Raw genomic sequence first — 23,289 nt, forward strand, 5'->3', positions numbered from 1 at the left:
GTCCGAAACTCTTACGCGCAACGAGTGTCCGCACCTGAATGCAAACCAACAACAAATTAGCAACTGTTGCCGGCGGCTCCAGTCGGCTGAAAACGTGAAGCTGTAGAGTCGGATAATTTTAACCGCAACTGATAATTCCGATAAAAATTTCATTCCGCCATTGACTTATTAAAAAATCCATTCTATACTATGAATAGTAAATGAAATGATGAGGCGATATCCCAGACCAAGTAAATTTTATTTTCTAAAAATCGAATCGGTTTCGGAAGTCCATACGGTGGGCTTTCAGGAAGGTTATCGATAGAAAACTTCGCAATTTTTTTGGAAAAAAACCTGACTGAAAGACTCGCCCGCATGTCAAAAAGATTTATGGGCGTTTTTCTTTCATATTTTTCCGAGGCAAGCGAAGTGCCTTATTGATATATGATTGAGAAGCGCTCACTTTTTTTATCCCTGTTTCGCCTATCAGTCACCTTCTTTTACCTATTACGAGTGTCGCAGTAGGTGTTCCCTTCTCTCTTGCTTCCGCCTCGGTAGAAGCAAAGTTTCCTTGCGGCATTCCCGTATGAAGTGAAGTTTTCTCCTCTCTCTCGGGAAAAGGCAACGTTTCCCAACTTCATATAATTCCTCTTCCTCCTCCTGCGGGATGCCGCCCTTTTCCGTCATTACAAAACTCTCCCGCAATATTCCTCTTGCCGCTCTCCCGGACCGGAATGCCGCTTATCAGGTCCGCACCAGCGGTCAAACCACAAACCATGAAACAACGAGGCGCCTCTGAAGGTTTCCGGAATGAAAACAATTCGGATACGATCGAAATTCCCGGCTACCGCTTCGCGATTCCGGCAGCCGGCACCGGCTCACTTCGACGAACGATCCCGGTGCATCGATTTGAACACCAGGATGAAACCGAGAACCCCGGACAACAGAAAACCGGCCAGACCGATGATCGGCACGCCGTGCCAGCGCGGCGGCAGCCTCGACAGGACGATCAGCGAAGAACCGACGATCAACGAGGCCAGCACGATGGCGAAGGACAGCCGGTTGCTGAAGGAATTCATCGCGTCGATCAGCGGATTCAGCCCGCTGTGTTCCATGCGGACCTTCAATTTGCCTTCGGAAGTCTGTTTCAACACCTCCCCGACCGTGCCGGGCAGTTCAATCGCCGCCTGCGCCATGTCATCCCAGGAATCGAGAAATTTCATCAGATAACGCCGCGGATCGAATTGCCGCAGTTTCTGCCGCCGCATGAACGGCTTGAGCAGTTCGATGATCTGCAAGTCCGGATCGAAGCTCTTTGCCAGCGACTCGATGGTGATCACCGCTTTGATCATGATATAAAGATTGGGGCGCAACGCCAGGTGATGCGCATTCATCACGTGCATCAATTCCTCCAGCACCCGGGCCAGACTCAACTTCTCCATCGACAGATAGATATTGGCCTCGACCAGGTCGGCGACATCCCGTTCCAGTTTGATCATATCCGGCTGGCTGTTGCCGACCGTCAGGGTCAGAACCGCCCTGGCCAGCGATTCGTAATCCTGATTGAGGATGAAGCCGATCGCCCGGATGAAACAGTAGCGTTCATGCTCGGAGACCCGCCCCATCATACCGAAATCGATGAAGCCGATCACATTGCCCGGCAGGATGAAAATATTGCCGGGATGCGGGTCGGCATGAAAAAAGCCATAGGTGAAAATCTGCTCGAAAATGGCCATCGCCCCGTTGTGGGCCAGCAGTTTGAGGTCGAACTCCCGGCGGCGGGCCTGATCCTTCATCAGGTCGGTGGCCGGAACGCCGAGCAGCCGCTCCATCGTCAGCACCCGGTGCGTCGACAGATGGTCGTAAATGACCGGCACATAAACGCCGGGCTGCTTGCTCATCTCCTGCGCGAAACGCTTGGCGTGGGCGGATTCCACCAGATAATCCAATTCCAGGCGCAGGACATGGGAAAATTCCTCGATGATCTCCTGCGGCCGCATCAGGGCGATTTCCGGACTGATCCGTTCCAGGTGTTCCGCCAGGCTGCGCATGATCGTCAGATCGATGTCGATTTTGCGGGTGATGCCGGGGCGCTGAACTTTGACCACCACCAGTTTGCCGTCCGGCAATTTAGCCCGGTGCACCTGGCCGATCGACGCCGCCGCAAACGGTTCCGGCTCGAACTCCGCAAAGAGCTGCTCTATTTCGCAGTCGAACTCTTTTTCGATGATCAACCGGACCCGCTCGTAAGCGAAACCGGGCACATTCTCCTGCAGCTTGCTCAGTTCCCGGATGTATTCCTCCGGCACCAGATCCGGACGGGTGGACAGAATTTGTCCGAGCTTGATAAAAGTCGGCCCCAGCGCTTCCAGCAGCAACCGGACCCGGACCGGACGGGTCTCGCTGCGCTGGATTTGCGCCTGTTCGCGCGGATTGTTGCGGCGGCCGAATTTCAACTGCGCCTGAAGATCGCCGAAGCCGAATCGCACCAGCGCATCCAGAATCTCCAGATAACGCTTGAAACTGGCATAACGCCGGTCGATGCCGGCAAATTTTCTGAACAACGACATAACCATACTCTCCTCATTCCTTCATGCAATATAATCCGTCATGAGGTGAGATGCAACGCCGGAATCTCACTCTTCCGCCGATTCCGGCTGAACGGCCGGCGCCGGCTCCGCTCCGGCCGATGCGGGCTTTTTCTTCCGGCGGCGGCGCCGGGTTTTGCCGTTCCCGGCGGTCACGCCGCTGTCGGCCATCAAGGAACGTTCCAAATCCGGCAAATGCCAGGAAACCTCATTCTGGATCAGCATCATCTCCCTGGCATGGCCGTAACCGCGCTGCTGGGCGACCGTCTGCCATTTGCCGGACCGTAGCGCCGGCTGGGCAAGCAGAATCCGGCAGGTCGAAAAAGTCACCCGTTTGACCAGCGCATGCGGCACGAAGGCCTGATTCAGCAGGCTGCCGATGATCGCCGGCGCTCCCGGTTTCGATTCCCACAGTTTGCCGCAACCCGCTTCGCCCAACCGCGATTCGACAAAAGGAAGCACCAGGGTCGCCATCGCGATCGAAATACTGTTGCGATAACAGCCGCGTTCCACCCGCAGATTGCGCTCCTGCAGCAGCCGCATCGCATACTGCATCTCCACCGTATCCCACCGGGCGGCAAAAAACGGCAGAAAATATTTGAGAAAACCGTATCGGCGGAACACGGTCAGAATCCGGTCGCTGTAAGTGGAGCGCATGATCTTCTCCAGCTCCAGCGCCAAGCGCGACTGGGCGGCATGCTGAATCAGCGGCAGCGAGGCCACCAATGCCGCTTCGGTCTGTTTTTCCAGCGAAAAACCGTACTGCCCGACCAGTTTCAACGCCCGCAGCATCCGGACCGGATCTTCTTCGAACCGCAACTTCGGGTCGCCGATGGCGCGCACCACGCCATTTTCCATATCCTGAATTCCCAGGCCGGTATGATCGAGCAACTGCCGGCCGTTCGGGTCCAGAAACAGCGCGTTGACCGAAAAATCCCGGCGCCAGGCATCCTCTTCGGCCGTCCCGAACTGATTGTCGTCCAGAATCATATTTTCCGGCAGCTCTTCCCGGCGCCGCCGCAGCTTCGGCGGCAGATGGGTACCGTCCGGCGCCTGCCGGAACGTGCTGATCTCGATGATCTCCTTGCCGCAGGACAGGTGCACCAATTTGAACCGCTTGCCGATGATCCGGGCGGAACGGCGGCCGAACACGGCGCGCACCTCCTCCGGCGTCGCCGCGGTCGAAACATCGTAATCCTTCGGCGTCCGCCCCAGCAGCAAATCGCGGATGGCGCCGCCGACGACATAGGTTTCATAGCCGGCCGCCTGCAGCCTGGCGACGATTTCGCAAATGTGCGGAGCAACGACCAACCGATTAATCATAATAACGAAAACTCCGTTGCAGCACCGTATCCACCCCGTCCAAGTCCGGGTCGAGAAACGGATAATCGGCATTGTAATGCAGGCCGCGGCTCTCTTTGCGGCTCAGCGCCGAATCGATGATCAGCTCCGCCACCGTCGCGATGTTGCGCAGTTCCAGCAAGTCCGGCGTGACGTAGAAGTCCCAGTAATATTTCTCGATCTCCTTGCGGATCATCTTGATGCGCGCCTTGGCCCGTTCCAGCCGCTTGGTCGTCCGGAAAATGCCGACGTAGTCCCACATGAACCGGCGGATCTCCTCCCAGTTGTGGGCGATGACCACCTGCTCGTCCGAATCGGTCGCGTTGCCGCAACTCCAGACCGGCACCTGCAGCGCCTGCGGTTCCCGCTTCAACGACGGCAGCGCCCGCTGAATGTGGGCGGCAACGAATTTCGAAACCACCAATCCCTCCAGCAGGCTGTTGCTCGCCAGCCGGTTGGCGCCGTGCAAACCGGTACAGGCGCATTCACCGACGGCGTACAGACCGTGAATCCCGGTATAGCCGTTGACATCGGTCTCGACGCCGCCGCAAACGAAATGGGCGGCCGGCACCACCGGAATCAGATCTTTGGACATATTGATGCCGGATTCGAGGCATTTTTCAAAGATATTCGGAAAACGCAGCTTCAATTTCTCCTCCGGCACATGCCGGATATCGAGATAGACGCACTCTTCGCCGCGGCGCTTCATCTCGTTGTCGATCGCCCGGGCGACGACGTCGCGCGGCGCCAGGCTCTTCATCGGATGGTATTTCTGCATGAATTCGACATAACGGCCGTCGGTGTCCCGCACTTTGAGCACCGCGCCCTCGCCGCGCACCGCTTCACTGATCAGGAAAGAACGCATCTGCGGGTTGTAGAGGATAGTCGGATGGAACTGGATGAATTCCATATTGACGATCTTCGCGCCGGCCCGATAGCCCATCGCAATGCCGCTGCCGCAGGCGACATCCGGGTTGCAGGTGTACAGATAAACCTTGCCGGCGCCGCCGCAGGCCAGCGTCGTCGTGTTGGAACGGAAGGTTTTGACCGTATTGCCCCTGACATCCAGCACATAGGCGCCGAAACAGTGATTGTCGCCCGGAATGCCGATCCGCTGCGAAACGATCAAATCGATGGCGATATGATATTCGAAAAAGGTGATGTTGGCATGCTGGCGGCAAGTCCGAATCAACGTCTCTTCCAACTCCGCGCCGGTGATGTCGCCGGCATGCAGAATCCGCCGCTTGTGGTGGCCGCCCTCGCGGCCGAGGTGATATTCGCCGGGCTCTTCGGTCATGCCCAGTTCACCGCGGGTGGTGAAATGAATGCCGTCTTCAATCAGCTCCCGAATCGCCGCCGGCCCCGCCTCGACAATTTGGCGCACGACCGCTTCCTTGCACAGCCGCGCGCCGGCAATCAGCGTATCCTGGACATGCTCGTCGAACGTATCCTGGATATCGGTGACGCAAGCGATGCCGCCCTGCGCATATTTGGTGTTCCCCTCATCTACGGTGCGTTTGGACAAGACGGCCACCTGATACCCGGCGTTGGCCAAATGCAACGCCGCCGACAGTCCGGCCACGCCGCTGCCGATTACCAGATGGTCAAATTCCAGACATTCCGAATTATTCATTTTTAACCATTCATACTAAGTTGATTGCCATTTTTGATTTTACATTGCGTAAAACAGGGTTAAATTAACACAAAACAGTGCACAATGCAATGAATAAACTTGATTTTCCGGCCGATATTGCCGGTTTTTCCGGAGAAACAATGGAAACTGACCCCGTAGTGGCAACGCCGGGAAACGCCGGCGTTCCGAATGAAAAATACCTGTTGTCCAAGCGTCGATTTTTCGGTTATCTGCTGCTGATGTTCGGTTCCGGCTGGCTGATGAGCACCGCGCTGCCGCCGTTGAACTGGCATGCCGTCGCCTTCGTCGCGCTGATCCTGCCCGGCTATCTGCTGCTCGGACGCGCCAAGCTGCCGGCGCTGGCCGGCGGCTTCTGCTACGGGCTGGGCTGGGCGTTTCCCTCGTTCTACTGGCTGCGGGAAATCAATCCGGTGCTGCCGTACCTGATGGCGCCGGTTCTCGGGCTGTATCTGGCGGTGTGGGCGCTCGGCTTCGCCGTGCTCCACCGCTGGCTGCTGATCCCGCTCGACATCCAACTGGCCGGCGCGGAAGCGGTCAGGAAATTCGCCCGCAACCAGCCGTGGCGCGAACTCTTTTTCACCGTGGCGGTCAGCGCGCTGTACTGCATCATCGAGCATTTGCGCTCCGGGCCGCTGCCGTGGAACTATTTGTCCGCCACCCAATGGCAAAATCTGTCGCTGATCCAGATCTGTTCGGTCACCGGCACCTATGGCGTCACCTTTCTAATCGTCTTCCTGAACATCTCCATCGCGCTGGCTGTCCGCAACGGCCTGCGCCTGTACGGTTCCGGCCGCTATCCGCGCCCGTGGCCGTTCCTGACCGCGCTGGTGCTGCTGATGCTCGCGCTGCTTTTCGGCGTCGCGCTCGACCGCAGCCGGGCGGCCCGGGACGGCGCTACCGCCACGGTGCGGCTCGGCCTGCTCCAGGGCGACATCTCCCAGCGCCGTTCCGCCTCCGATGCCGAAGCGCAGGAAGCGCTCGACGTCTATATGGAGCTCTCCCGCAAAGTGGCGCCGTTGCGGCCGGATCTGCTGATCTGGCCGGAAACCGCCGTGCCGTTTCCGCTGATGGCCGCCCACCCGCTGTGTGAAAGCTACCGGGCGCGCGTGGCGCAACTGATTCTGGATTATCGGGTACCGATGCTGCTCGGCAGCGTCGACTATCGGCCACGGCCGGATAGCGGCGAAATCGAGGTGTACAACACGGCGCTGCTGCTGGACACCGCGCCCGAAATCGTCGACCGTTACGATAAAATCAATCCGGTGCCGTTCGGCGAATATGTCCCGTTCCGGCGCTGGCTGCCCGACTGGGCGATCCGGCTCATCGACATGAATCGCGACCTGACCGCCGGCACCGATTTTTCGCCGCTGGCTCTGCCGCAGCGGGAGGAGATCAAACTCGGCATGAGCATCTGTTACGAAGACGTTTTCCCCTATATCGCCCGCCGGGAAGCGGAACTCGGCGCCAATCTGCTGCTGGTCATCACCAATGACGCCTGGTATCCGACCAGTTCCGAACCGGAGCAGCACCTGGCCAACGCCGTGTTCCGGGCCGTCGAGACCGGGCTGCCGATGGCGCGCTGCGGCAACAATTCCGCCAGCTGCATCATTCTGCCGAACGGCAAAATCAGCGACGGCTTGTTCAGCGATGCGGCGGGCGAGGCCGATCCGGTGCGACGGGGCCGCGCCTGCGGGGTGCTCAGCGTCGAAGTGCCGCTGAATCCGCCGCCGACCTTTTACACCCGGTTCGGACCGTGGTTCATCGGCGGCTGCTATCTGCTGGCCGGTGCGGCGTTTGCGGTCTGTTTCGGCCTCTTTCTCGCCAGAAAAAAAGCTCTGCTCAAACCTTTTACCCCGGAGGAGTCCAGTTCCCATGACTGAAAACCGTCCATTGTGGGCGCCGTGGCGCATCGCGTTCATCCGCGGCCCGAAGGAAAACCGTTGTTTTCTCTGCGACAACCGTCACCCCAATCCGGCATCGCCGGAAGAGGAATTGATCGTCCACCGCGGTCAGACCGCCTTCGCCATCCTGAACCGTTATCCGTACAATTCCGGCCACCTGCTGGTCGCGCCTTACCGCCATGTCGGCGATATCGCCGAACTGGAAAAAGCGGAACGTTACGAACTGATGGACCTCTGCGTCGAGGCCAAGACTGTCCTGCAGGAGCTGTTGAAACCGGAAGCGTTCAACGTCGGCTTCAACCTCGGCAAAGCGGCCGGCGCCGGCGTCGCCGACCATCTGCATCTGCACATCGTGCCGCGCTGGAACGGCGACACCAATTTCATGCCGGTGCTGGCCGACACCCGCTGCATTCCCGAAGCGCTGACCGCGACGGCGGAGCTGGTCCGGCAGCATTGGAGCCAACGCCCATGAAGCTGAAAGTCGGCTGTTTGTCCTGCGTCCTCTGCCATGCGGTCCGGCTGACGGAACACCCGTCGTTTCAGCCCCGGGAGCGGGAGCGTTATGCGGAAGCGATCCTGAAGGAAGCGGCCAAGTTGGACTGGAACGCCACGCCGCCGGAATACGCCGGACGGCTGCACAAAGCCCTGCACCGGATTTCCGGCACCGCCGATCTGTTCCGCACCGAAAAGGATCATTCGACTCAACTGGCGTTGCGCCTGCTGCCGCATTGCCGGGAGTTGATCAACGCGCTGCCGCCGGCAGCGCAATTCGGCGCCATCGTCAAACTGGTCATCGGCGGCAACATCATCGACTACGGCGCCGACGCCAATTTTTCGCTGGACACCGTTCAGGCGGCGATGGCCGCGGTGCCGCATATGCCGCTGGAGCAAACGGCGATCGACGAACTGGAAGCGGCGATGAGCGCGGCGCATACCGTCTTCTACCTGCTGGACAACTGCGGCGAAGCGGTTTTCGACCAACTGCTGATCGAGCGGTTCGCCGATAAAATCACCCTCGGCGTGCGCGGCGGGCCGATCCTGAACGACATCACTCCGCGCGAGCTGGCCGATTCCGGGTTGGGCGCCTATCCGTTCGTCGATACCGGCGACGCCATTCCCGGCGTCTCGCTCACCGATTCCGCTCCGGCTTTTCTGGCGGCGATGTGCGCCGCCGATCTGGTTGTCGCCAAAGGACAGGGCAACTTCGAATCACTCGGCGAATACGACCGGCCGATCTTTTACCTGCTGCGGATCAAATGTCCGGTGATCGCCGCCGAGACGGGGGTGCCGTTCGGATCGCTCTGCCTGAAACACCGCAACCTTCCAACCGGCAGGGAAACCGCCTCATGATCAAAGGCATTTTATTCGACTTCGACGGGACCATCGCCGACACGCTCAGACTGTGCATCGCCGGGTTCCGGCAAGCGATCGAACCGCTGGCCGGACGGACGGTTTCCGATCAGGAAATCATTGCGACCTTCGGCCCCAGCGAAGAAGGAACGATCCGGCAGTTGGCGCCGCACGCCTGCGAGCGCGGCATCGCCGCTTATTTGAAAGCCTACCGGGAGCTGCACGGCCTGTGCCCGGCCCCGTTTCCCGGCATCGTCGAGCTGCTGCACGAGTTGCGGCTGCGGGGGATACTGACGGCGCTGGTCACCGGCAAAGGAGCGTCCAGCTGCCGGATTTCGCTGGAATACTACGGCATTGCCGATTGTTTCGACCGCATTCAGACCGGCAGTCCCGCCGGGCCGGTCAAGCCGCAGTGCATCCGGGCGGTTCTGGCCGAATTGGCCTTGACTCCGCAGGAAGCGCTTTACGTCGGCGACTCCGCCAGCGACATTCAGGCCGCCCGGGAAGTCGGCGTCGAAACCCTGGCCGCCGCCTGGGCAACCACCGCCGACATTCAGGAATTGCAGCGCCAGCAGCCGCTGGCCTTGTTTTCGACCGTCGCCGGGCTGCGGAATTATCTGCTGGCGTAAAATTGCGCCGATCGCTAAAGCAGTGAAAACACGCGGTATTCCAGCTCGTTCCAACTCCGGCCGGCACCGCGGTCGACCGGACGGACGGTAATTTTCAGTTGCGCCTTGCCGGCCGTATAAGCGGCCGGCACGACGAATTCATCCTCCAGCAACCGGCAGAACGGATTGCGGTCGGCAAAATACCAGAGGCGTTCCTTCACCTTCACCCCGTCCACATAAATTTCCGCCGCCTGCCGGCCGGTTCGCTGGTCGGACACCCGGCGCAGGATCACGCCGCGGTTGCCCGGCAGAACCCGGACGCAGAACTCGCTCCGCTCAAAATTTCCGAACCCCCGAAAAGTAAACGGCACATCCCAGGCATCCCCTTCGAAGGAAGAAGTGACCTCCAATGTTTCGGCGCTGTCGGCAACGCGATAGGCATGGCTGCCGTCGCCGGGCACAAAACCGTCGGTTTCGACCATATCCGGTTCGTGTTCCCCGTAATAGAGCAATGCGCCGGAATGGGTACTGACTGTTGTATTGGCGCCGTAGCGGTCCTCGATGCCGAACCGCAGTTTGGTATGAAAACAGTAAGCATCCGGAAAGGTCAGGCGAACCATGTTCCAGCGGTCATTGCCGGTGCCGTCGTAAGCGGTGACCGGATTCTGCTGCGGCGGCGCGACGAATCCCCAGCCGTAACAGACATAACTTTCGGAGCCGTCGCTTTCGATCTGCGGGGTCCGGAAATCGTCGAAATAGACCCGGACATCGCCTTCGCAGAATCCGTCGCCGGGACAGGTGACCACCGCCGCCGCCAGATGGCCGGAACCGCGGACGACGGCGATGACCGAATCGTCGCCCAGCACCTGAGTCTGCGCCGGATAATATGCCGATGCCCTGAAATGCATCGCCTGTTCGGCCGGATAGGAGAATACCGCCGGCGGCACGATCTTCACTTCAGCCTCAAAAGCAACCGCCATCTCGGCGGTATTGACCAGATCCAGCCGGGCATATTGCCAGAACGGCATCGGGAACCGGTTGTAGAATCTGCCGTCAACCGTCGAGCCCAGCAAAGGCAGTTCGATATCGTGATATCCCAGTTCGTTGCCGAAAAATGCCCCGAACGGCAAATCAACCGCCGGCTCCGGCTCGTTCTCCCAATAAAGCCGCACCCGCAGCGAATGACGCATTGCCGGAGTCAGGCCGGGAATGCGGAACGCGATGGCGGCAATCGCTCCCGGCCCGGCCTGTTCGAGAATGGTCTGCCGGGCATGGCCGGGTACTTCGCCGGCGGCCGTAACCGTTTCGCAATCTCCGTCGCGCCAGGGCCCGGCCGATCGCCGCCAGGCCTCCAGGACCGCCTCGCATTTCCCGCTACCGCGAAAGGTGGCCACCCCAGCGGCATCCGGATAGCTTTGATACATGACATGTCCCCAGCCACCGCCGCCGGCCGCTTTGTCATTGCCTTCCAGCTTGACTGAAGAAGTGATCCGGCAGGAGCGGGCAAACGCCATCGGGACAAAAGAACGGACCACCCAGATCGGTCCCCGGCCGCCGTCTTCCGGACCGACAAAAACATCGGCCAACGGCGGCACAAAAGGAAATTTTTTGCCGAATTCAGATTGCCTGATGACGAAAGCCGGTTCCTTTTCGCCGTCGAAATAAAAGCGGAACACCGGTTCCGGACTGGTCGGATAACGGTGCTGGACAAAATTATACAAACAGCCGGGACCGTCAACATCGAAAATCACCCACTCGCCGTTCTCATCCTGGTAAAGATGCCAGTCCCAGTCGGCGTTGCCGCCGCGTTTGTCGATGCTGCCCTCATAATGCGTCCGCACTCCCGGCGTCCGGCGGAACGGCAGATACCGGCAGTCGATCAGCGATTGTTCGCCCCGATAGTTTTCCGGCGCCGTTTCGGCGGCGACCGCCAGCGGCATCGCCGCCGCTGCGAATAAAAATTTACCGAACAGATTCATGGTTTCCTCCCGTCAACCGCTTTGCTTTTTGTAATTCCGTAGTAATAGTATAGCGTAAACAACGATTTTACGGTATGGGATATCGTACTGTATTTTTGTACTTTTATACTGTTCTTATAAAAAACAGAAAGAATTCCCCCGATGGAACCGATGCTGAACCTGCCGGATTTACTGCTGAAGTCACTGCACTGGGAATATGACGCCGGAGCCGCGTTCCAACCGGTCTGCCATCCGGAACTGCCCGAACGGCTTTTCCCCTTCCTGGTCATCGTCTGCCCGCTCAGCGGCAACTATTTCTGCCGCCTTTCCGACGGCCGGCGGCTGAAAATCGCCCCGGGCGAAGCGCTGCTGGTCCCCAGAGGCATTCCGCACACCGTGGCAATGCCGGAACCCGGCATCCTGCATTTCGCCCATATTCAATTCAATCTCTTCCACGGGTGCGATCTGCTGCAATTTTTTCAGGTGCCGTTTCACGTCGGCGGAGAAGCCGCCGGGCAACTGGGGCGGCTGATCGAAACGCTGCATCGCAATCTGGCCGTCCCGGCCGCCGCCGCCGGCTGGTTCAGCCGGGCCGCCCGCGGCTGGCAGCTGGCGGCCGAACTGCTGCTGCAATTGCTGGCAATTTCGCCGCCGCAGCCGCAACTTGAGAACCGGCTGCGGGAATTGTCGGAACTGGATGGGGTGCTGCGTTATATCCAGGCCAATCTATGCCGGGCGATCTCCCGCCGGGAACTGGCGCGCCTGGCCTCGCTGTCCGAAACCAGATTCCACTACGTATTCAAAAATGCCACCGGCCTGGCACCGATGGCATACGTCAGACAAATCAGGATGAAACGCGCCCAGGAACTGCTGATCCGCAGCGACCGGCCGATCGGCGAGATCGCCCCGCTGGCTGGATATCCGGATCTTTTCCACTTCTGCAAAAGCTTCAAAAAATCATTCGGAATCACGCCCAACGCCTATCGTCTCGCCTGCCGCCGGCAACTGAACGCGCTCGGCAGCCGGTCTGCTTCCGTTTTCACTTCCGAAGTATAAAACGCGGTCCGCGCCGCCCGCCGGGCCAATCCGCGCCGGAGGCGGAAAGGGCCGTTCGTTCCAAGTCATACCCGGACCTGATTCAACCGGAAGCGGCGGCATTCCGGTACTTTCAAGAGGATTGCTTCGCCCGTTGACACCGGCGGGCGATTGCTGAAAAACCTCGCATCTGGCGACCGTTACTTCGTCTCCTCCGCCACCACGGTCGCCTCCACCGTCATCGCCGGCTCTTCGGCATAATAAATGCCGACGTTGTTGCCGACCGGACGTTCCCAGCCGCCTTCCTGATGGTTCAGCACTTTGCTGGAATCGGTTTCGGCATCGTAGACCGCCAGCGTCGTCGAACCGCCGCCGTCCATATTGATCGCATCCTCGGCGCCGAAAAATTTCATCAGCAGCGCGCCCTCTCCGGTATTGATCCCCTCGCTGTAACCCTTCTGGCGTCCGTCGACCGTCATCAGATAAAGTTTGCTCTTATCCCCGGAAAGTCCGAAAATCGTCCGGGGATGGTAACTGTCGTCGCCATACACCTCGCCATCTTTCAGGATAATGCCGAAGCCGGAAACCGCCATCTGGATGTCCGACAAATCATCGCCGGGCGCCACCAGCCGGATATCGACCGAGCGGTCCTTGTTGACGATGAAGGACGGAAACGAACCGTTGGTTTCGCAGACCACCACGCCGTCGGAAACGGCCAGTCCCATCGTGTCGGCGTAACGGTGATTGAACGGCGACTCCCACGGTGTCCACGGCGCGGCGTTGATCGCCAGCACGACCGGAATCCCATAGCCGCCCTGCTCCGGCGCCTGCCGTGCCTGGGCGATGTATTTCCGCGTCGTCTGCCGCCGGGTCCGGATGGTCTTCGACGGAAAATCCGGCATCGGCTTGCCCCAGTCCTCGTCGCGCGGCGTGGTGTGGAACCGGAAATCCGGGTTGGTCAGATCAATCTCGACGGCATTGACTTTCAACGGCCGCGGTCCGGTGAACGTCAGTGCGGCGTGACGGATGCCGGGATAAATTTCTTCGGCGGTACTCCAATCGAAGGAGCCTTCGAACGGCGCAGCGGAAACCGCCGCCGTCAACGCCATGCAGCCGACCGCCAGCCATACGGCGACCGGCAACCTCAAACTACCCAACCATGCTTTCAACCATTTCATTTTCTGTCTGCTTCCCATTGTTTTCATTCCTGTTTCTCCGCCCCGTCCCCGGGGATCGCCGATAACAGATAACATGAATGCGCCGGGCGTTTTTTTCAAGCTGCCAATTTCCGTAACCGACGGAAAAAAGTGACAAAAAAATCATCATTGCAACCGGATTTCATCATTTCAAACGGGAAAAATTGTCTTGATGCTTCTATATTTACTCATCTGCCCCCGGCAGTGCAAAACCATTTTACCGTGAAAGGAACCGATCCGATGTTAAAACCCACCGGTCCGATTTCGGCAGGCGTGCTTGCCGTCCTCGTGGCACTGCTTGCCGGCTGCGCCTGCCCGCCCGAATCTCCACAACCGGAACCCAGAAGGAATTTATCAGCAATGTCGACTTCAACAACCGGGGAACTGCGTATCCGCGATCCCTTTCTCCTGTTCGTGCCGGATGAAAATTGTTATTATCTGTTCGGGACCAATGACGTCAAACAGCACGACCCGAAATGCAAAGTCGGCTTCGACTGCTACCGCAGCAGCGACCTGACTCACTGGAACGGTCCGGCGCCGGCCTTCCGGCCGGATGCGGATTTCTGGGCGACGCAGGACTACTGGGCGCCGGAAGTGTATCCTTATCGCGGAAAATATTATATGTTCGCCACCTTCAAGTCTCCCGAACGCCGCCGGGGAACGCAAGTGCTGATCGCCGATTGGCCGGAAGGACCGTACCGCCCCTGGAGCGACGGACCGGTGACGCCGGCGGACTGGGAATGTCTGGACGGCACGCTGTATCGGGCGAAAGACGGCACGCCCTGGATCGTCTTCTGCCACGAATGGCTGCAAATCACCGACGGCGCCATCTGCGCCATGCCGCTGACCGACGACCTGCGCAGCGCGGCGGGCGAACCAATTACGCTGTTCCACGCTTCGGAGGCTCCGTGGGCCCGGGCCCAGCAAAATCAGGTTTTCGTCACCGACGGCCCGTTTCTCATCGAAGCCGACGGCAGACTTTTCATGCTCTGGTCCAGTTTCGGCGACGAAGGCTATGCGATGGGCATCGCCGAATCCGCCGACGGTTCGATCACCGGGCCGTGGCGGCAGCATGCCGAACCGCTCTATGCCGGAAATGGCGGTCACGGCATGATTTTCCGGACGGCGGACGGCTCCCGGCAGGTGGCGATTCATTCGCCGAATACACCGCCGCAGGAACGGCTGCTGATCTTTCCGCTGCCGCTCGATAAATTGACCGGTCAACCGTGACGGTCATTTCCGCGGCGCCGAATCGGCAGAACTGCCGCCGGACGCCGGCGGCGTTCTTTCCCTGCAATACATGCTCGGCGCAAAGCCGAAATAATGCTTGAAGGCAAAACTGAACGCATAAATGGAACTGTATCCGCAGAGCGCCGCCGCTTCGGCGACCGAATGCCGGCGGTCACGGAGCAAACCGCAGGCGTAATTCAAACGCAGATAGCGCAGATATTCGGCCAACGGCATCCCGGCTTCCCGTTTGACCGCCCGGCGCAGCGTGCTGACCGAGGTGCCGATGGCGGCGGCCAGTTCCTCGTTGCTCAACAGATACTTCTGCTGTTGAAAGATACACTCGTGCACCCGGTCCAGCATAAACGCCTTATGGGATTCCGGCGCCGAACCGGCCGTGACGTTCCGATACAGCGACGGCGCCTGGCCGAGCCGGACCAGAAACAATCCCAGCCGCAACCGGAATTCATCCCGCTGCAGCCGCAAGTCGGCCGGAGCCGGGCCGGAGGCGCCTGCCAACTGCAGAAACAACCGGCTCAGTTCGGCACACTGCTCCTGCAACGGCTCCGCAAATTCCCGGCAATCGTTGCGCAATCCCTCCAGTCCACAATTGTCCGGCAGCGCAAAGGTGATGATGGTCCATTGGATTGCATCGGAATGAATCCGGAATTCATGGTTCTGGAACGGAAAAACCAGCAGGGCGCTCCCGCCGCCGAATTCACATTGCCGGCCGTCGATGACGACATCCGCTTCTCCGGCATGGCTCAGCAGCAGCAGAAAACGATGATGCCGCCACATGCGGCACTCTTCCGGCGCAAAATGCTCCCGGGTCCACAACAGGATATTGTCCGGCACCGGCAGCATCGGTTCATTCAATCCGATATAACAATTTTCCGGCCAGCGGACCGGTAAGAAATAACCGCCCATCATTTCCTCCCTTGCCGGTAAGGTCTTCGACCGCGACTGGCTGCGTCACACATTTCCGGCAAGCGCATTACTAAAAAACCGCGCCCCGGCATTCGTTACAACGACTGAAACAGCATATAAGTCAGGGCGCCCGGCGCATTATAAAGCAAGCGCAACGGCGCCGCGGGCAAAACACAAACTGACCGCCAGCCCTCCGGCGGCGCCCAGCAAACCGACCGCCAGACCGCCCAGACAAACCAGTCCGCATCCCAATCCACCCAACGACACGACGCCCAAAGCAAGACCGCCGATCGCAATCACGCCACGGCAGATTCCACCGATCGCAATCACGCCGACGGCCAGATCGCCGATCGCAATAACCCCTCTCGCTTCGCCGCGGCGTTGGTTCCGTTCCGGGCACGGAACCAACGCAATGTCATAAAAAGGCATTCCCCATACCCGCCGACTCGACGTTTTTCGCATGATCCACCTCTCATATACGATTGTTGGCGTACCGGCCAGAGACAGGCTGAATGCCTCTTCCGGTTGATCCGGCCAAACGCTTCCAGAGGAAGCGCCAGTTCATAACACTAATCTCGAAATACCGCTTTGTCCATCCGGCAGCAACTTTTTTCCCGGTAAAAAGCAGATATTAGCGAAAATCATCCGCCTTGAAGCCAGCGGCGACGGAATGATCAATTATATTAAACTATTTGCTATTTTTATTATTCTTGTACTGTTGACTTTTTTCCACTTTTGCCCTATACTTTATGATATGAGAACCTTGGTTCATTCTCAAAATTTTGATTGCACAAAACAACTTTATCAGGAGTCATCAAAATGCAGAAGCTATCCGGGAAATTCACATTGATCGAACTGCTGGTCGTGATCGCAATTATCGCCATTCTTGCCAGCATGCTGCTGCCGGCCTTATCCAAGGCGAAGCAGAAGGCCATCAACATCAAATGCCTGGGCAATCTCAAACAACTGGGGCTGGCCAGCATCATGTACGCCGGCGACAACAATGAATATTTTCCACAGGCCACCTGGAGTTACTACTCCAATCAATGGGATTTGTCGCGGAATACCGTGGATTACGCCGGCGGCAGCAAAGAAGTGTTCTATTGTCCGGTCTCGATGAACCATGCCTTGAACGACTGGGCCAAATCCGTCGTCGGCAGCGACCTGTCTCCGGCCAATGTATTCGATAAGACCGGTTTCATCGGCTACTACTATTTCGGCCTCAAATATGACGCCAGTCTGTTCGGTTCCCAGCGCAACCAGCCGGGTCTGCTCTCCACCGCCGACCAAACGCTCTGGGGGGAATTGAAGTGGTGGGGTCATGAACCCGACAATGTGCTGTTCACCGACTGCTTTCCGGGCAGCGGCGAAAGTACGGTTCAAATGCATAACGGCGGTCATCCGGCCCATTCCTCCGGCACCAACATCGTCTGCAGCGACGGCAGCGGCCGGATGATTCCGGTTCTGATCAACAATCCGGCCTATTGATCAGTTTCCAGATTAAAAAATCATATTCAGAAATTCATTCGACATGAAATACTTTTGCACTCTCTTCGGCATACTTGCCGGCCTTTGTCTGGCCGCCGGCGATTTTGCGGCATTCCTGGAATCTGCCAGCCCGGCAACGGTCATCGTCATCGACCAGCCGATGGAAGTGGCCGCCGCCGTCACCATTCCAGCCGGCGTAACCGTCAATTTTCAAAATAACGGCAAACTCATTCGCCAGGCGGAAGGGGCCCTGCTCGTCCGGGGAGCGATCCAGGCGCCGCCGGGCCGGATTTTCGAAAACTTCGACGACGGACAGGTCAATTTCAGCGAATCCTCCCAGCTGGAAGTCTATCCGCAATGGTGGGGAGCCCGCGGCGACGGCCGGCACGACGACTCCGCGGCGCTGCAGGCCGCCATCCGGTCGGGAACCAGACGCGTTGCCGTCCCGCCGGGACGCTACCTGGTCACCCGCACCCTGAACGGCACTGATTTGAACAGCCCGCCGCTGACCATTTCCGGCGCCGGCAACGGGCTGAACAGCAACTGCAAACTGCTGGCCCAGACCGGCGGCGTCCTGCTCGACGTCACCGGCTCACCGAATATCACCATCGAATCCCTGACCATCCAGGGCGACGGACCGACCGCGTCGACCACCGGCATCCTGTTCGCCCGCAGCGAGAACAATAAATTCGTCGAATTCAGCCAGCTCCGCGACCTGACCATTCAACTGCCTCCCCTTCCGGAAGCCAACCACGGCGTCGGCACCATCGGAATCTACCTCATCGCCACCGAATTATGGCGGGCAAACAATATCGTCGTCATCGCCGACAACGCCGTCGTCATGACCGCCACCGACCTCTACAACATTCAATCGGCCGCTACGAAATTCTTCACGGAATACACGTCGACTTCACAGATCGCCATCGACGGCGCCTCCTCGTTGATCGGCCGCCACGGTCCGGCGCTGACGGTGGCCAACCTGGCCGGCTTGAGCGTCAATGACGTCTATTTCAACCGCTGGGACGGCGATGAAAACTCCTATCCCTTTGCAGTCAAAGTGATCGGCATGGTTCACCGTTTCAATCTGACCGGGCACCTGGAAGGCTACCGCCGACTGCTCAACGTTCAGGGCATCGTTGAAGATATGAACCTGCACTTCACGGCCTGGCGGGTGAATGCCGCCGATTTGTCCTGGATCGAGCTGAACGGCACCACCGGGAACGTCGCCGCCATCCGCAACAGCCGGATCACCGCCAAAAGTTACAATTCGGCCGATGACCGGCCGCATCCGCTGATCAGCAGCCGCGGCGACCACATCGGCGGCCTGTCCGACTGCGAAATTCAGCTCTACCGCCACCAGTCTCTCGAAGTCGACGGCGGCCGGATCACCGGCAATGTCATCAAAGCCGATTTCGCAGCTCCGAACCTGAAGCTGACGCCGTCGGAAGGGCTCCTGTCCTATCAATTGTTCGATACCCGGGGCATCACTTTCGCCGGACCGGTATTCACCACCTCAACCGCCGCCGCCTCTCCGGCCGGCAGCCAGCCGGCCGCGGCCAAAACACCGGATCTGTTTGGCGGGACGCCAAGCCAATGAACGCCATACCTGCGGGCGGCTGTTTTGGAGGTTCTCCCCCGGTTTTCCGCGACCATGCAGCAAGCCGGAGACGGAAAAAATGCCCCAAAGCCTTATCCGGCTTCAGGGGCACTCCGACGCTTCTCCAACTCAACGCCCGGCGGCCGATTCATTGTCGATGACGATCCGGTCGCTCCAGACCAGCGAACCATCCGCCGTTTTGATCAGATTCATCACCCAGACCAGCGAGCCGTCGGCATTTTCGAAACTGGAGAATAACTCGTAATCCGCCGCCTTCTCCGCCCACGGCATCGCCAGCGCCGCCGTCCGGGCGACGCTCTCCAGCACTCTGAGCGCTTCCGCCTGGGCCGGATCGCTGTAAATGGTGACGCCGGCCGGCAGCGCGATTTTTTCGCCCCGCGCGGTGTTCATCAGACAATAGGTGCTCAACCCGGCGATCAACTGTTCGCGGGCGCCGCGCAGGTTTTTGGCGGCCGCCGGCGATATTTCAACAATCTGTCCGACCGGCGCCGGACCGTCCGGAATACAGGTGCAGCCGGTCAACACCAACAACGGGACGACCGGCAGTACGACTTTACACAACTTCATTTTCTCACCTCGCTCAACTGCGCCGCCAACGCGGCAAACGTTTCGACCGGCAACGCCTCCGGACGCACTTCCGGTTTCAAACCGAGCACCTGAAAAGCCGCCTTGACCTGTTCAGACGGAAAATTGCCGCACAATACTTTTTGCAATTGCTTGCGGCGCTGCGCAAAAGCGGTCCGGGCGACCGCGCCGAGCCGGCGGCGCAACGCCAGGTCCGGCAACGCCTTTTTCCGCTCGAAGCAGACCAGCGCCGAATCAACGCCCGGCGGCGGATAAAACACCCGGGGCGACACAATCCGCAACATCTTCACATCATACAGCAACTGGGTCCGGACACTCAACGCGCCGTAATTTTTCGTCCCGGCCGGCGCCGCCAGCCGCTGTCCCATCTCCTTCTGCAGCATGAATATCATCAGTTCCGGCGGCCGTTCCAAATCCAGCAGCCGGGTGATGAAAACACTGCTGATCGCATAAGGCAGATTGGCGATCGCCCGGAATTCCCGTTCCGGCGGCAATATCCGCCGCAAATCGACCCGGCAGGCATCCCCCTCAATCAGGTGGAAATTCGGTGCCGCCAAGCCGGTCCGCAGAAACTCACAGATGCGGTGGTCGAATTCAATCGAATAAAGTTCGACCCCGGCGGCCAGCAGTTTCGCCGTCAAGGCGCCGAATCCCGGCCCGACTTCCAGCACCACTTCGCCGGGCGGCGGCGCGGCGGTACGGACGATATAATCCAGCAGATTGCCATCCAGCAGAAAATTCTGTCCCAGCACTTTGCCCGGGTGCATGCCGCAGCGCGCCAGACAGTCCATCAACTCCTGTTTATTCATACACTCAACCGCCCAGCGCCGTTTCGATGCTGTCGATCACCTCCTGCGCCGTCACCGTCACCGTCCCCAGCTTGCCGACGACGATGCCGGCCGCATGGTTGGCAATCGCCGCCGCTTCGACCGCCGCGCCGCCGGCAGCCAGCGCCAGCGTACAGGCGGCGATCACCGTGTCGCCGGCGCCGGAAACATCGTAGACTTCCCGCGCCCGGGTCGGAATCAACGCATAATCATCCCCGTCCATGAAAAGCGCCATCCCCTGGGCCGCCAGCGAAATCAGCAGGTATTTCACCTGCCAGCAACCGCGCAGCCTGCGGGCGACGTCGCGCAATTCGACGTCTTCCGCCGGCGGCGGCAGCCGGGCCGGCAAATTCATCCCGGCCATCGCATATGCTTCATTGCGGTTCGGCTTCATGATCGTCAGGCCGTGCAGACACATCGGATTGCGCGGATTCGGGTCCAGCGTCACCATGACGCCGTAACAATTGGCCAGGTCGACGATCTCCTGGGCCATCGCTTCGGAAAACAGCCCCTTGGCGTAATCCTCGATGACGACCGCATCCAGCGCTTCGGTCTGCAACAACCGGCGCAGGCGTTCGACCAGCGCCCGGCGGATCGGCTCGCTCACCGGCGCCAACTCCTCGTAATCGATGCGCAACAGTTGCTGCGAGCCGGCCATCACCCGCTGCTTCTGGGTCGTCGGCCGCTCCGGGTCGACCATGACGCCGGAGGCATCGATGCCGTACTCCTGCAGCAGTTTGCCCAGTTCCCGGCCACTGTAATCGTCGCCGACCACCCCGAGCGCGAATACCGTGCCGCCCAGCGTCACCACGTTGCGCATCACGTTGGCGGCGCCGCCCAGGCACTGGCTGCGGCGGCCGACCTGGACGACCGGGACCGGCGCTTCCGGCGAAATCCGGTCCACCTTGCCCCAGACGTAGACATCCAGCATCAGATCGCCGATCACGGCGACTTTCCGACCGGAAAAACGTCGAATGATCTCGATCAACTCGTTTTTTTCTTCTATTTCGATCAGCATATTCAAGAAATCCGTTTCTTTGCTTCTTTCGTCCCATAATATACCTGACCCGGCGGAATCTACAAGTTGCATTTATTGTCAAAGCGCGCTATATTCCGGAAGAGGAGAATGTTATGAAGGAAATCACCTGGGCGGGTCTGCGGCGCCGGCTGCCGGGCCTGCGAATCATCAAAACCGGCATCGCGGTGACATTGTGTCTGCTGTTCTACCGGCTAATCGGTCTGGAAATGTCCTTTTACGCACTGGTGGCAATCGTCATCTCAATGGACAAGACCATTTTTCTCTCGTTCACCGCCGGCAAAAACCGGCTGATCGGCACGGCAATCGGCGCCGCGCTCGGCATGGGTTTCAGCCTGCTGCTGCCGGATAACGCCTGGAGCAGCGGACTCGGCATCATCCTGCTGATCTATCTGTTGAATCAATTCAAACTGAACGCGGCCATCGTCATCGCCAGCGTCGTCTTTCTGGCCATCATGATCGCCTTCGGCAGCGCCGACCACCCGATCAATTACAGTTTGCTGCGCCTGATGGACACCAGCGTCGGCGTCTTCATCGCCTGGCTGGTCAACATCCTGTGCGTCCCCTACAACAATCTGCCGGCAGTCAAGGAAAAATTGACCGGCATCCGCGAGCTGTTCAACGCCGCGCTGGACGATTTCACGTTACACACCCGCCAATTGAAATCGCACGAAATTTCCGACGCCATCGCCGCCTTGGAAGAAGAACTGGAAATCTATCAGCACCAGTTCACCTGGCGCCCCAAACCGCTCTCCGCAGAAACCGTCGGACAATTGAAAACGCTGCTGGTCGAAGCTCACGCCGAACTGGTCGTCCTCAATCACCTGGAAATCCGGCAGCCGCTGACCGCCGACCGGCAGCCGCAGCGCAGTCCGCTCGGGTTTCAACTGGAAATCCCCTCAAGCGAACCGGCGGAGCTCGCCTGGCTGAACACCCACCATCGACGCTATTTTGAAGCGCTTCACTGCGAGCTGGAGACCATTTACCGTCACATCATGAATCTATAAGGGAAGCAATTACAGCGACAATCCGTCCAACGCACTCCACGGCGACGCTTCAGCACCGCCCTCGGGCCGGCAGCCGCAGGCAACTTCATTCAAATTGACCCCGCATTTCGGACACAAACCGTGACAATCGTCCCGGCAGAGCAGATTGATCGGCAATTCGATCAGCATTTCATTGCGGACGTCCTCGGTGATATCCAGCTCCGCGGCGTCGCCCGGAGTCAGAAACAGACAGACATCATCATTGACGACTTCACACTCGACAGCCTCGAGGCAGCGGCCGCATTCCCCCCGCAGCCGGGTCGAAACGATGCCCGATACCAGCACGCCGCCGGTGATCAGTTTGGCCTGAAGCTCATAATGCAGCGGCGCGACCGCCTGATAGATCGATTCCGGCCCCAAATCCAGGATCGCCGCCGGTTCTTCGCCGACCAGTTCGACGTTCTGATGTTCCAGCAGTCCGATGGAAAGCTTGATCACAATTCACCTCCCGCCAATTTGGCCGCCAGCGCGTTCGCCACCACCGGCGGCAGATACTGGGTGTAATCCCCGTTCAAATACGCCACTTCCTTGACCAGCCGCGAACTGACGAAGGAGTTGTTGGCCGTCGGCATCATGAAAATCGTCTCACAACTCGGCTCCAGGCTGCGGTTCATCAACGCCATCTGCAGTTCATATTCGAAATCCGAAAAAGCGCGCAAACCGCGCAGGACCGCTTTGGCCTGATAACATTTCAGCGCTTCGACCATCAGTCCGTGCCAGGCAACCGCCTTGACATTGGGCAGATGCTGGCAGGTTTCCTCGATAATCCGAACCCGTTCCTCGATGGTGAACATCGCATTTTTCTCGTGATTGATCGCCACGACGACGATCAACTGGTCAAACAGCTTGCTCGCCCGCTCGATCAAATCCAGATGGCCGTTGGTCAATGGATCAAAAGTACCGGGATACAGAACCGTCCGCATTG

21 protein-coding genes are annotated in these 23,289 nt (G+C 59.2%); 9 read left to right on the plus strand and 12 right to left on the minus strand.

What is annotated here, in order from left to right; translation table 11 throughout:
- Positions 1-857: 857 nt before the first annotated feature.
- The 3 genes from HWX74_RS02285 to nadB all read right to left on the minus strand — a co-directional run bounded on the left by HWX74_RS02285 (position 858) and on the right by nadB (position 5,541).
- Positions 858-2,549, minus strand: coding sequence for an AarF/ABC1/UbiB kinase family protein (locus HWX74_RS02285; RefSeq protein WP_176011998.1), 1,692 nt, complete (start codon positions 2,547-2,549; stop codon positions 858-860).
- Between the two features lie 66 nt (positions 2,550-2,615).
- Positions 2,616-3,890: a CCA tRNA nucleotidyltransferase gene (locus HWX74_RS02290; protein ID WP_176011999.1), complete on the minus strand. Its 1,275-nt coding sequence runs from the start codon at positions 3,888-3,890 to the stop codon at positions 2,616-2,618.
- Positions 3,883-5,541, minus strand: coding sequence for an L-aspartate oxidase (nadB, locus tag HWX74_RS02295; protein WP_176012000.1), 1,659 nt, complete (start codon positions 5,539-5,541; stop codon positions 3,883-3,885). Before nadB ends, HWX74_RS02290 begins: the two co-directional genes overlap by 8 nt.
- Before the next feature lie 140 nt (positions 5,542-5,681).
- On the opposite strand from nadB, the gene lnt reads away from it, so the two are divergent.
- From lnt to HWX74_RS02315, 4 genes are read left to right on the plus strand one after another with little or no spacing between them, the layout of a single operon-like run.
- Entirely contained in the window at positions 5,682-7,442 is a 1,761-nt protein-coding gene (lnt, locus tag HWX74_RS02300; protein WP_176012001.1) for an apolipoprotein N-acyltransferase, read from the plus strand.
- A complete protein-coding gene (locus HWX74_RS02305) occupies positions 7,435-7,935 on the plus strand; it encodes an HIT domain-containing protein (RefSeq protein WP_176012002.1) in 501 nt (166 codons plus the stop codon). Before lnt ends, HWX74_RS02305 begins: the two co-directional genes overlap by 8 nt.
- Positions 7,932-8,813, plus strand: a complete 882-nt coding sequence (locus HWX74_RS02310) for a DUF89 domain-containing protein (protein WP_176012003.1) — start codon at positions 7,932-7,934, stop codon at positions 8,811-8,813. The genes HWX74_RS02305 and HWX74_RS02310 overlap by 4 nt, the downstream gene beginning before the upstream one ends.
- Complete coding sequence (locus tag HWX74_RS02315; protein ID WP_176012004.1) at positions 8,810-9,442, plus strand: HAD family hydrolase; 633 nt, start codon at positions 8,810-8,812, stop codon at positions 9,440-9,442. The genes HWX74_RS02310 and HWX74_RS02315 overlap by 4 nt, the downstream gene beginning before the upstream one ends.
- A 14-nt stretch (positions 9,443-9,456) precedes the next feature.
- On the opposite strand, the gene HWX74_RS02320 is transcribed toward HWX74_RS02315, so the two are convergent.
- Complete coding sequence (locus tag HWX74_RS02320; RefSeq protein ID WP_176012005.1) at positions 9,457-11,400, minus strand: DUF2961 domain-containing protein; 1,944 nt, start codon at positions 11,398-11,400, stop codon at positions 9,457-9,459.
- 141 nt (positions 11,401-11,541) lie between these two features.
- Here HWX74_RS02320 and HWX74_RS02325 point away from each other — a divergent pair, with 141 nt between their 5' ends.
- Positions 11,542-12,435, plus strand: a complete 894-nt coding sequence (locus tag HWX74_RS02325; RefSeq protein WP_176012006.1) for a helix-turn-helix domain-containing protein — start codon at positions 11,542-11,544, stop codon at positions 12,433-12,435.
- A 179-nt stretch (positions 12,436-12,614) separates the two neighbouring features.
- Here HWX74_RS02325 and HWX74_RS02330 read toward each other — a convergent pair whose 3' ends face one another.
- Positions 12,615-13,619, minus strand: a complete 1,005-nt coding sequence (locus HWX74_RS02330) for a phosphodiester glycosidase family protein (protein ID WP_176012007.1) — start codon at positions 13,617-13,619, stop codon at positions 12,615-12,617.
- Between the two features lie 351 nt (positions 13,620-13,970).
- Here HWX74_RS02330 and HWX74_RS02335 point away from each other — a divergent pair, with 351 nt between their 5' ends.
- Positions 13,971-14,840 carry a glycoside hydrolase family 43 protein gene (locus HWX74_RS02335; protein ID WP_176012008.1) on the plus strand — a complete coding sequence of 290 codons (870 nt, stop codon included), beginning with the start codon at positions 13,971-13,973 and terminating at the stop codon, positions 14,838-14,840.
- Positions 14,841-14,843: 3 nt separating this feature from the next.
- On the opposite strand, the gene HWX74_RS02340 is transcribed toward HWX74_RS02335, so the two are convergent.
- Entirely contained in the window at positions 14,844-15,764 is a 921-nt protein-coding gene (locus HWX74_RS02340) for an AraC family transcriptional regulator (protein ID WP_176012009.1), read from the minus strand.
- A gap of 138 nt (positions 15,765-15,902) precedes the next feature.
- Entirely contained in the window at positions 15,903-16,226 is a 324-nt protein-coding gene (locus tag HWX74_RS02345) for a hypothetical protein (protein WP_176012010.1), read from the minus strand.
- A gap of 357 nt (positions 16,227-16,583) precedes the next feature.
- Between HWX74_RS02345 and HWX74_RS20410 the strand changes: the two genes are divergently transcribed.
- Together HWX74_RS20410 and HWX74_RS02355 are read left to right on the plus strand one after the other, a co-directional pair.
- Positions 16,584-17,252: a type II secretion system protein gene (locus tag HWX74_RS20410; RefSeq protein ID WP_176012011.1), complete on the plus strand. Its 669-nt coding sequence runs from the start codon at positions 16,584-16,586 to the stop codon at positions 17,250-17,252.
- A 43-nt stretch (positions 17,253-17,295) separates the two neighbouring features.
- Positions 17,296-18,849 (plus strand): glycosyl hydrolase family 28-related protein, encoded by a 1,554-nt coding sequence (locus tag HWX74_RS02355; protein ID WP_176012012.1) that lies wholly within the window; start codon positions 17,296-17,298, stop codon positions 18,847-18,849.
- Positions 18,850-18,978: 129 nt separating this feature from the next.
- Here HWX74_RS02355 and HWX74_RS02360 read toward each other — a convergent pair whose 3' ends face one another.
- From HWX74_RS02360 to HWX74_RS02370, 3 genes are read right to left on the minus strand one after another with little or no spacing between them, the layout of a single operon-like run.
- Positions 18,979-19,437: a hypothetical protein gene (locus tag HWX74_RS02360; protein ID WP_176012013.1), complete on the minus strand. Its 459-nt coding sequence runs from the start codon at positions 19,435-19,437 to the stop codon at positions 18,979-18,981.
- Positions 19,434-20,264: a 16S rRNA (adenine(1518)-N(6)/adenine(1519)-N(6))-dimethyltransferase RsmA gene (rsmA, locus tag HWX74_RS02365; protein WP_176012014.1), complete on the minus strand. Its 831-nt coding sequence runs from the start codon at positions 20,262-20,264 to the stop codon at positions 19,434-19,436. The genes HWX74_RS02360 and rsmA overlap by 4 nt, the downstream gene beginning before the upstream one ends.
- A gap of 4 nt (positions 20,265-20,268) precedes the next feature.
- Positions 20,269-21,300: a bifunctional heptose 7-phosphate kinase/heptose 1-phosphate adenyltransferase gene (locus HWX74_RS02370; RefSeq protein WP_176012015.1), complete on the minus strand. Its 1,032-nt coding sequence runs from the start codon at positions 21,298-21,300 to the stop codon at positions 20,269-20,271.
- Between the two features lie 113 nt (positions 21,301-21,413).
- Here HWX74_RS02370 and HWX74_RS02375 point away from each other — a divergent pair, with 113 nt between their 5' ends.
- Positions 21,414-22,325, plus strand: a complete 912-nt coding sequence (locus HWX74_RS02375) for an aromatic acid exporter family protein (RefSeq protein ID WP_176012016.1) — start codon at positions 21,414-21,416, stop codon at positions 22,323-22,325.
- Positions 22,326-22,334: 9 nt separating this feature from the next.
- On the opposite strand, the gene HWX74_RS02380 is transcribed toward HWX74_RS02375, so the two are convergent.
- Both HWX74_RS02380 and coaD read right to left on the minus strand, forming a co-directional pair.
- Positions 22,335-22,802 (minus strand): DUF177 domain-containing protein, encoded by a 468-nt coding sequence (locus HWX74_RS02380; protein ID WP_176012017.1) that lies wholly within the window; start codon positions 22,800-22,802, stop codon positions 22,335-22,337.
- Positions 22,799-23,287 (minus strand): pantetheine-phosphate adenylyltransferase, encoded by a 489-nt coding sequence (coaD, locus tag HWX74_RS02385; protein WP_176012018.1) that lies wholly within the window; start codon positions 23,285-23,287, stop codon positions 22,799-22,801. The genes HWX74_RS02380 and coaD overlap by 4 nt, the downstream gene beginning before the upstream one ends.
- Positions 23,288-23,289 lie beyond the last annotated feature (2 nt).

This window comes from Victivallis sp. Marseille-Q1083, from assembly GCF_903645315.1.
Classification (GTDB): domain Bacteria; phylum Verrucomicrobiota; class Lentisphaeria; order Victivallales; family Victivallaceae; genus UMGS1518.

Coding starts and splice junctions, on each gene's coding strand:
- HWX74_RS02305 (WP_176012002.1), top strand. CDS start 7,435: ATGACTGAAAACCGTCCATTGTGGGCGCCGTGGCGCATCGCGTTCATC.
- HWX74_RS02325 (WP_176012006.1), top strand. CDS start 11,542: ATGGAACCGATGCTGAACCTGCCGGATTTACTGCTGAAGTCACTGCAC.
- HWX74_RS02370 (WP_176012015.1), bottom strand. CDS start 21,300: ATGCTGATCGAAATAGAAGAAAAAAACGAGTTGATCGAGATCATTCGA.
- coaD (WP_176012018.1), bottom strand. CDS start 23,287: ATGCGGACGGTTCTGTATCCCGGTACTTTTGATCCATTGACCAACGGC.
- HWX74_RS20410 (WP_176012011.1), top strand. CDS start 16,584: ATGCAGAAGCTATCCGGGAAATTCACATTGATCGAACTGCTGGTCGTG.
- HWX74_RS02285 (WP_176011998.1), bottom strand. CDS start 2,549: ATGTCGTTGTTCAGAAAATTTGCCGGCATCGACCGGCGTTATGCCAGT.
- HWX74_RS02375 (WP_176012016.1), top strand. CDS start 21,414: ATGAAGGAAATCACCTGGGCGGGTCTGCGGCGCCGGCTGCCGGGCCTG.
- HWX74_RS02330 (WP_176012007.1), bottom strand. CDS start 13,619: ATGAAAACAATGGGAAGCAGACAGAAAATGAAATGGTTGAAAGCATGG.
- HWX74_RS02315 (WP_176012004.1), top strand. CDS start 8,810: ATGATCAAAGGCATTTTATTCGACTTCGACGGGACCATCGCCGACACG.
- HWX74_RS02340 (WP_176012009.1), bottom strand. CDS start 15,764: ATGGGCGGTTATTTCTTACCGGTCCGCTGGCCGGAAAATTGTTATATC.
- HWX74_RS02290 (WP_176011999.1), bottom strand. CDS start 3,890: ATGATTAATCGGTTGGTCGTTGCTCCGCACATTTGCGAAATCGTCGCC.
- HWX74_RS02355 (WP_176012012.1), top strand. CDS start 17,296: ATGAAATACTTTTGCACTCTCTTCGGCATACTTGCCGGCCTTTGTCTG.
- HWX74_RS02320 (WP_176012005.1), bottom strand. CDS start 11,400: ATGAATCTGTTCGGTAAATTTTTATTCGCAGCGGCGGCGATGCCGCTG.
- nadB (WP_176012000.1), bottom strand. CDS start 5,541: ATGAATAATTCGGAATGTCTGGAATTTGACCATCTGGTAATCGGCAGC.
- lnt (WP_176012001.1), top strand. CDS start 5,682: ATGGAAACTGACCCCGTAGTGGCAACGCCGGGAAACGCCGGCGTTCCG.
- rsmA (WP_176012014.1), bottom strand. CDS start 20,264: ATGAATAAACAGGAGTTGATGGACTGTCTGGCGCGCTGCGGCATGCAC.
- HWX74_RS02310 (WP_176012003.1), top strand. CDS start 7,932: ATGAAGCTGAAAGTCGGCTGTTTGTCCTGCGTCCTCTGCCATGCGGTC.
- HWX74_RS02360 (WP_176012013.1), bottom strand. CDS start 19,437: ATGAAGTTGTGTAAAGTCGTACTGCCGGTCGTCCCGTTGTTGGTGTTG.
- HWX74_RS02345 (WP_176012010.1), bottom strand. CDS start 16,226: ATGCGAAAAACGTCGAGTCGGCGGGTATGGGGAATGCCTTTTTATGAC.
- HWX74_RS02335 (WP_176012008.1), top strand. CDS start 13,971: ATGTCGACTTCAACAACCGGGGAACTGCGTATCCGCGATCCCTTTCTC.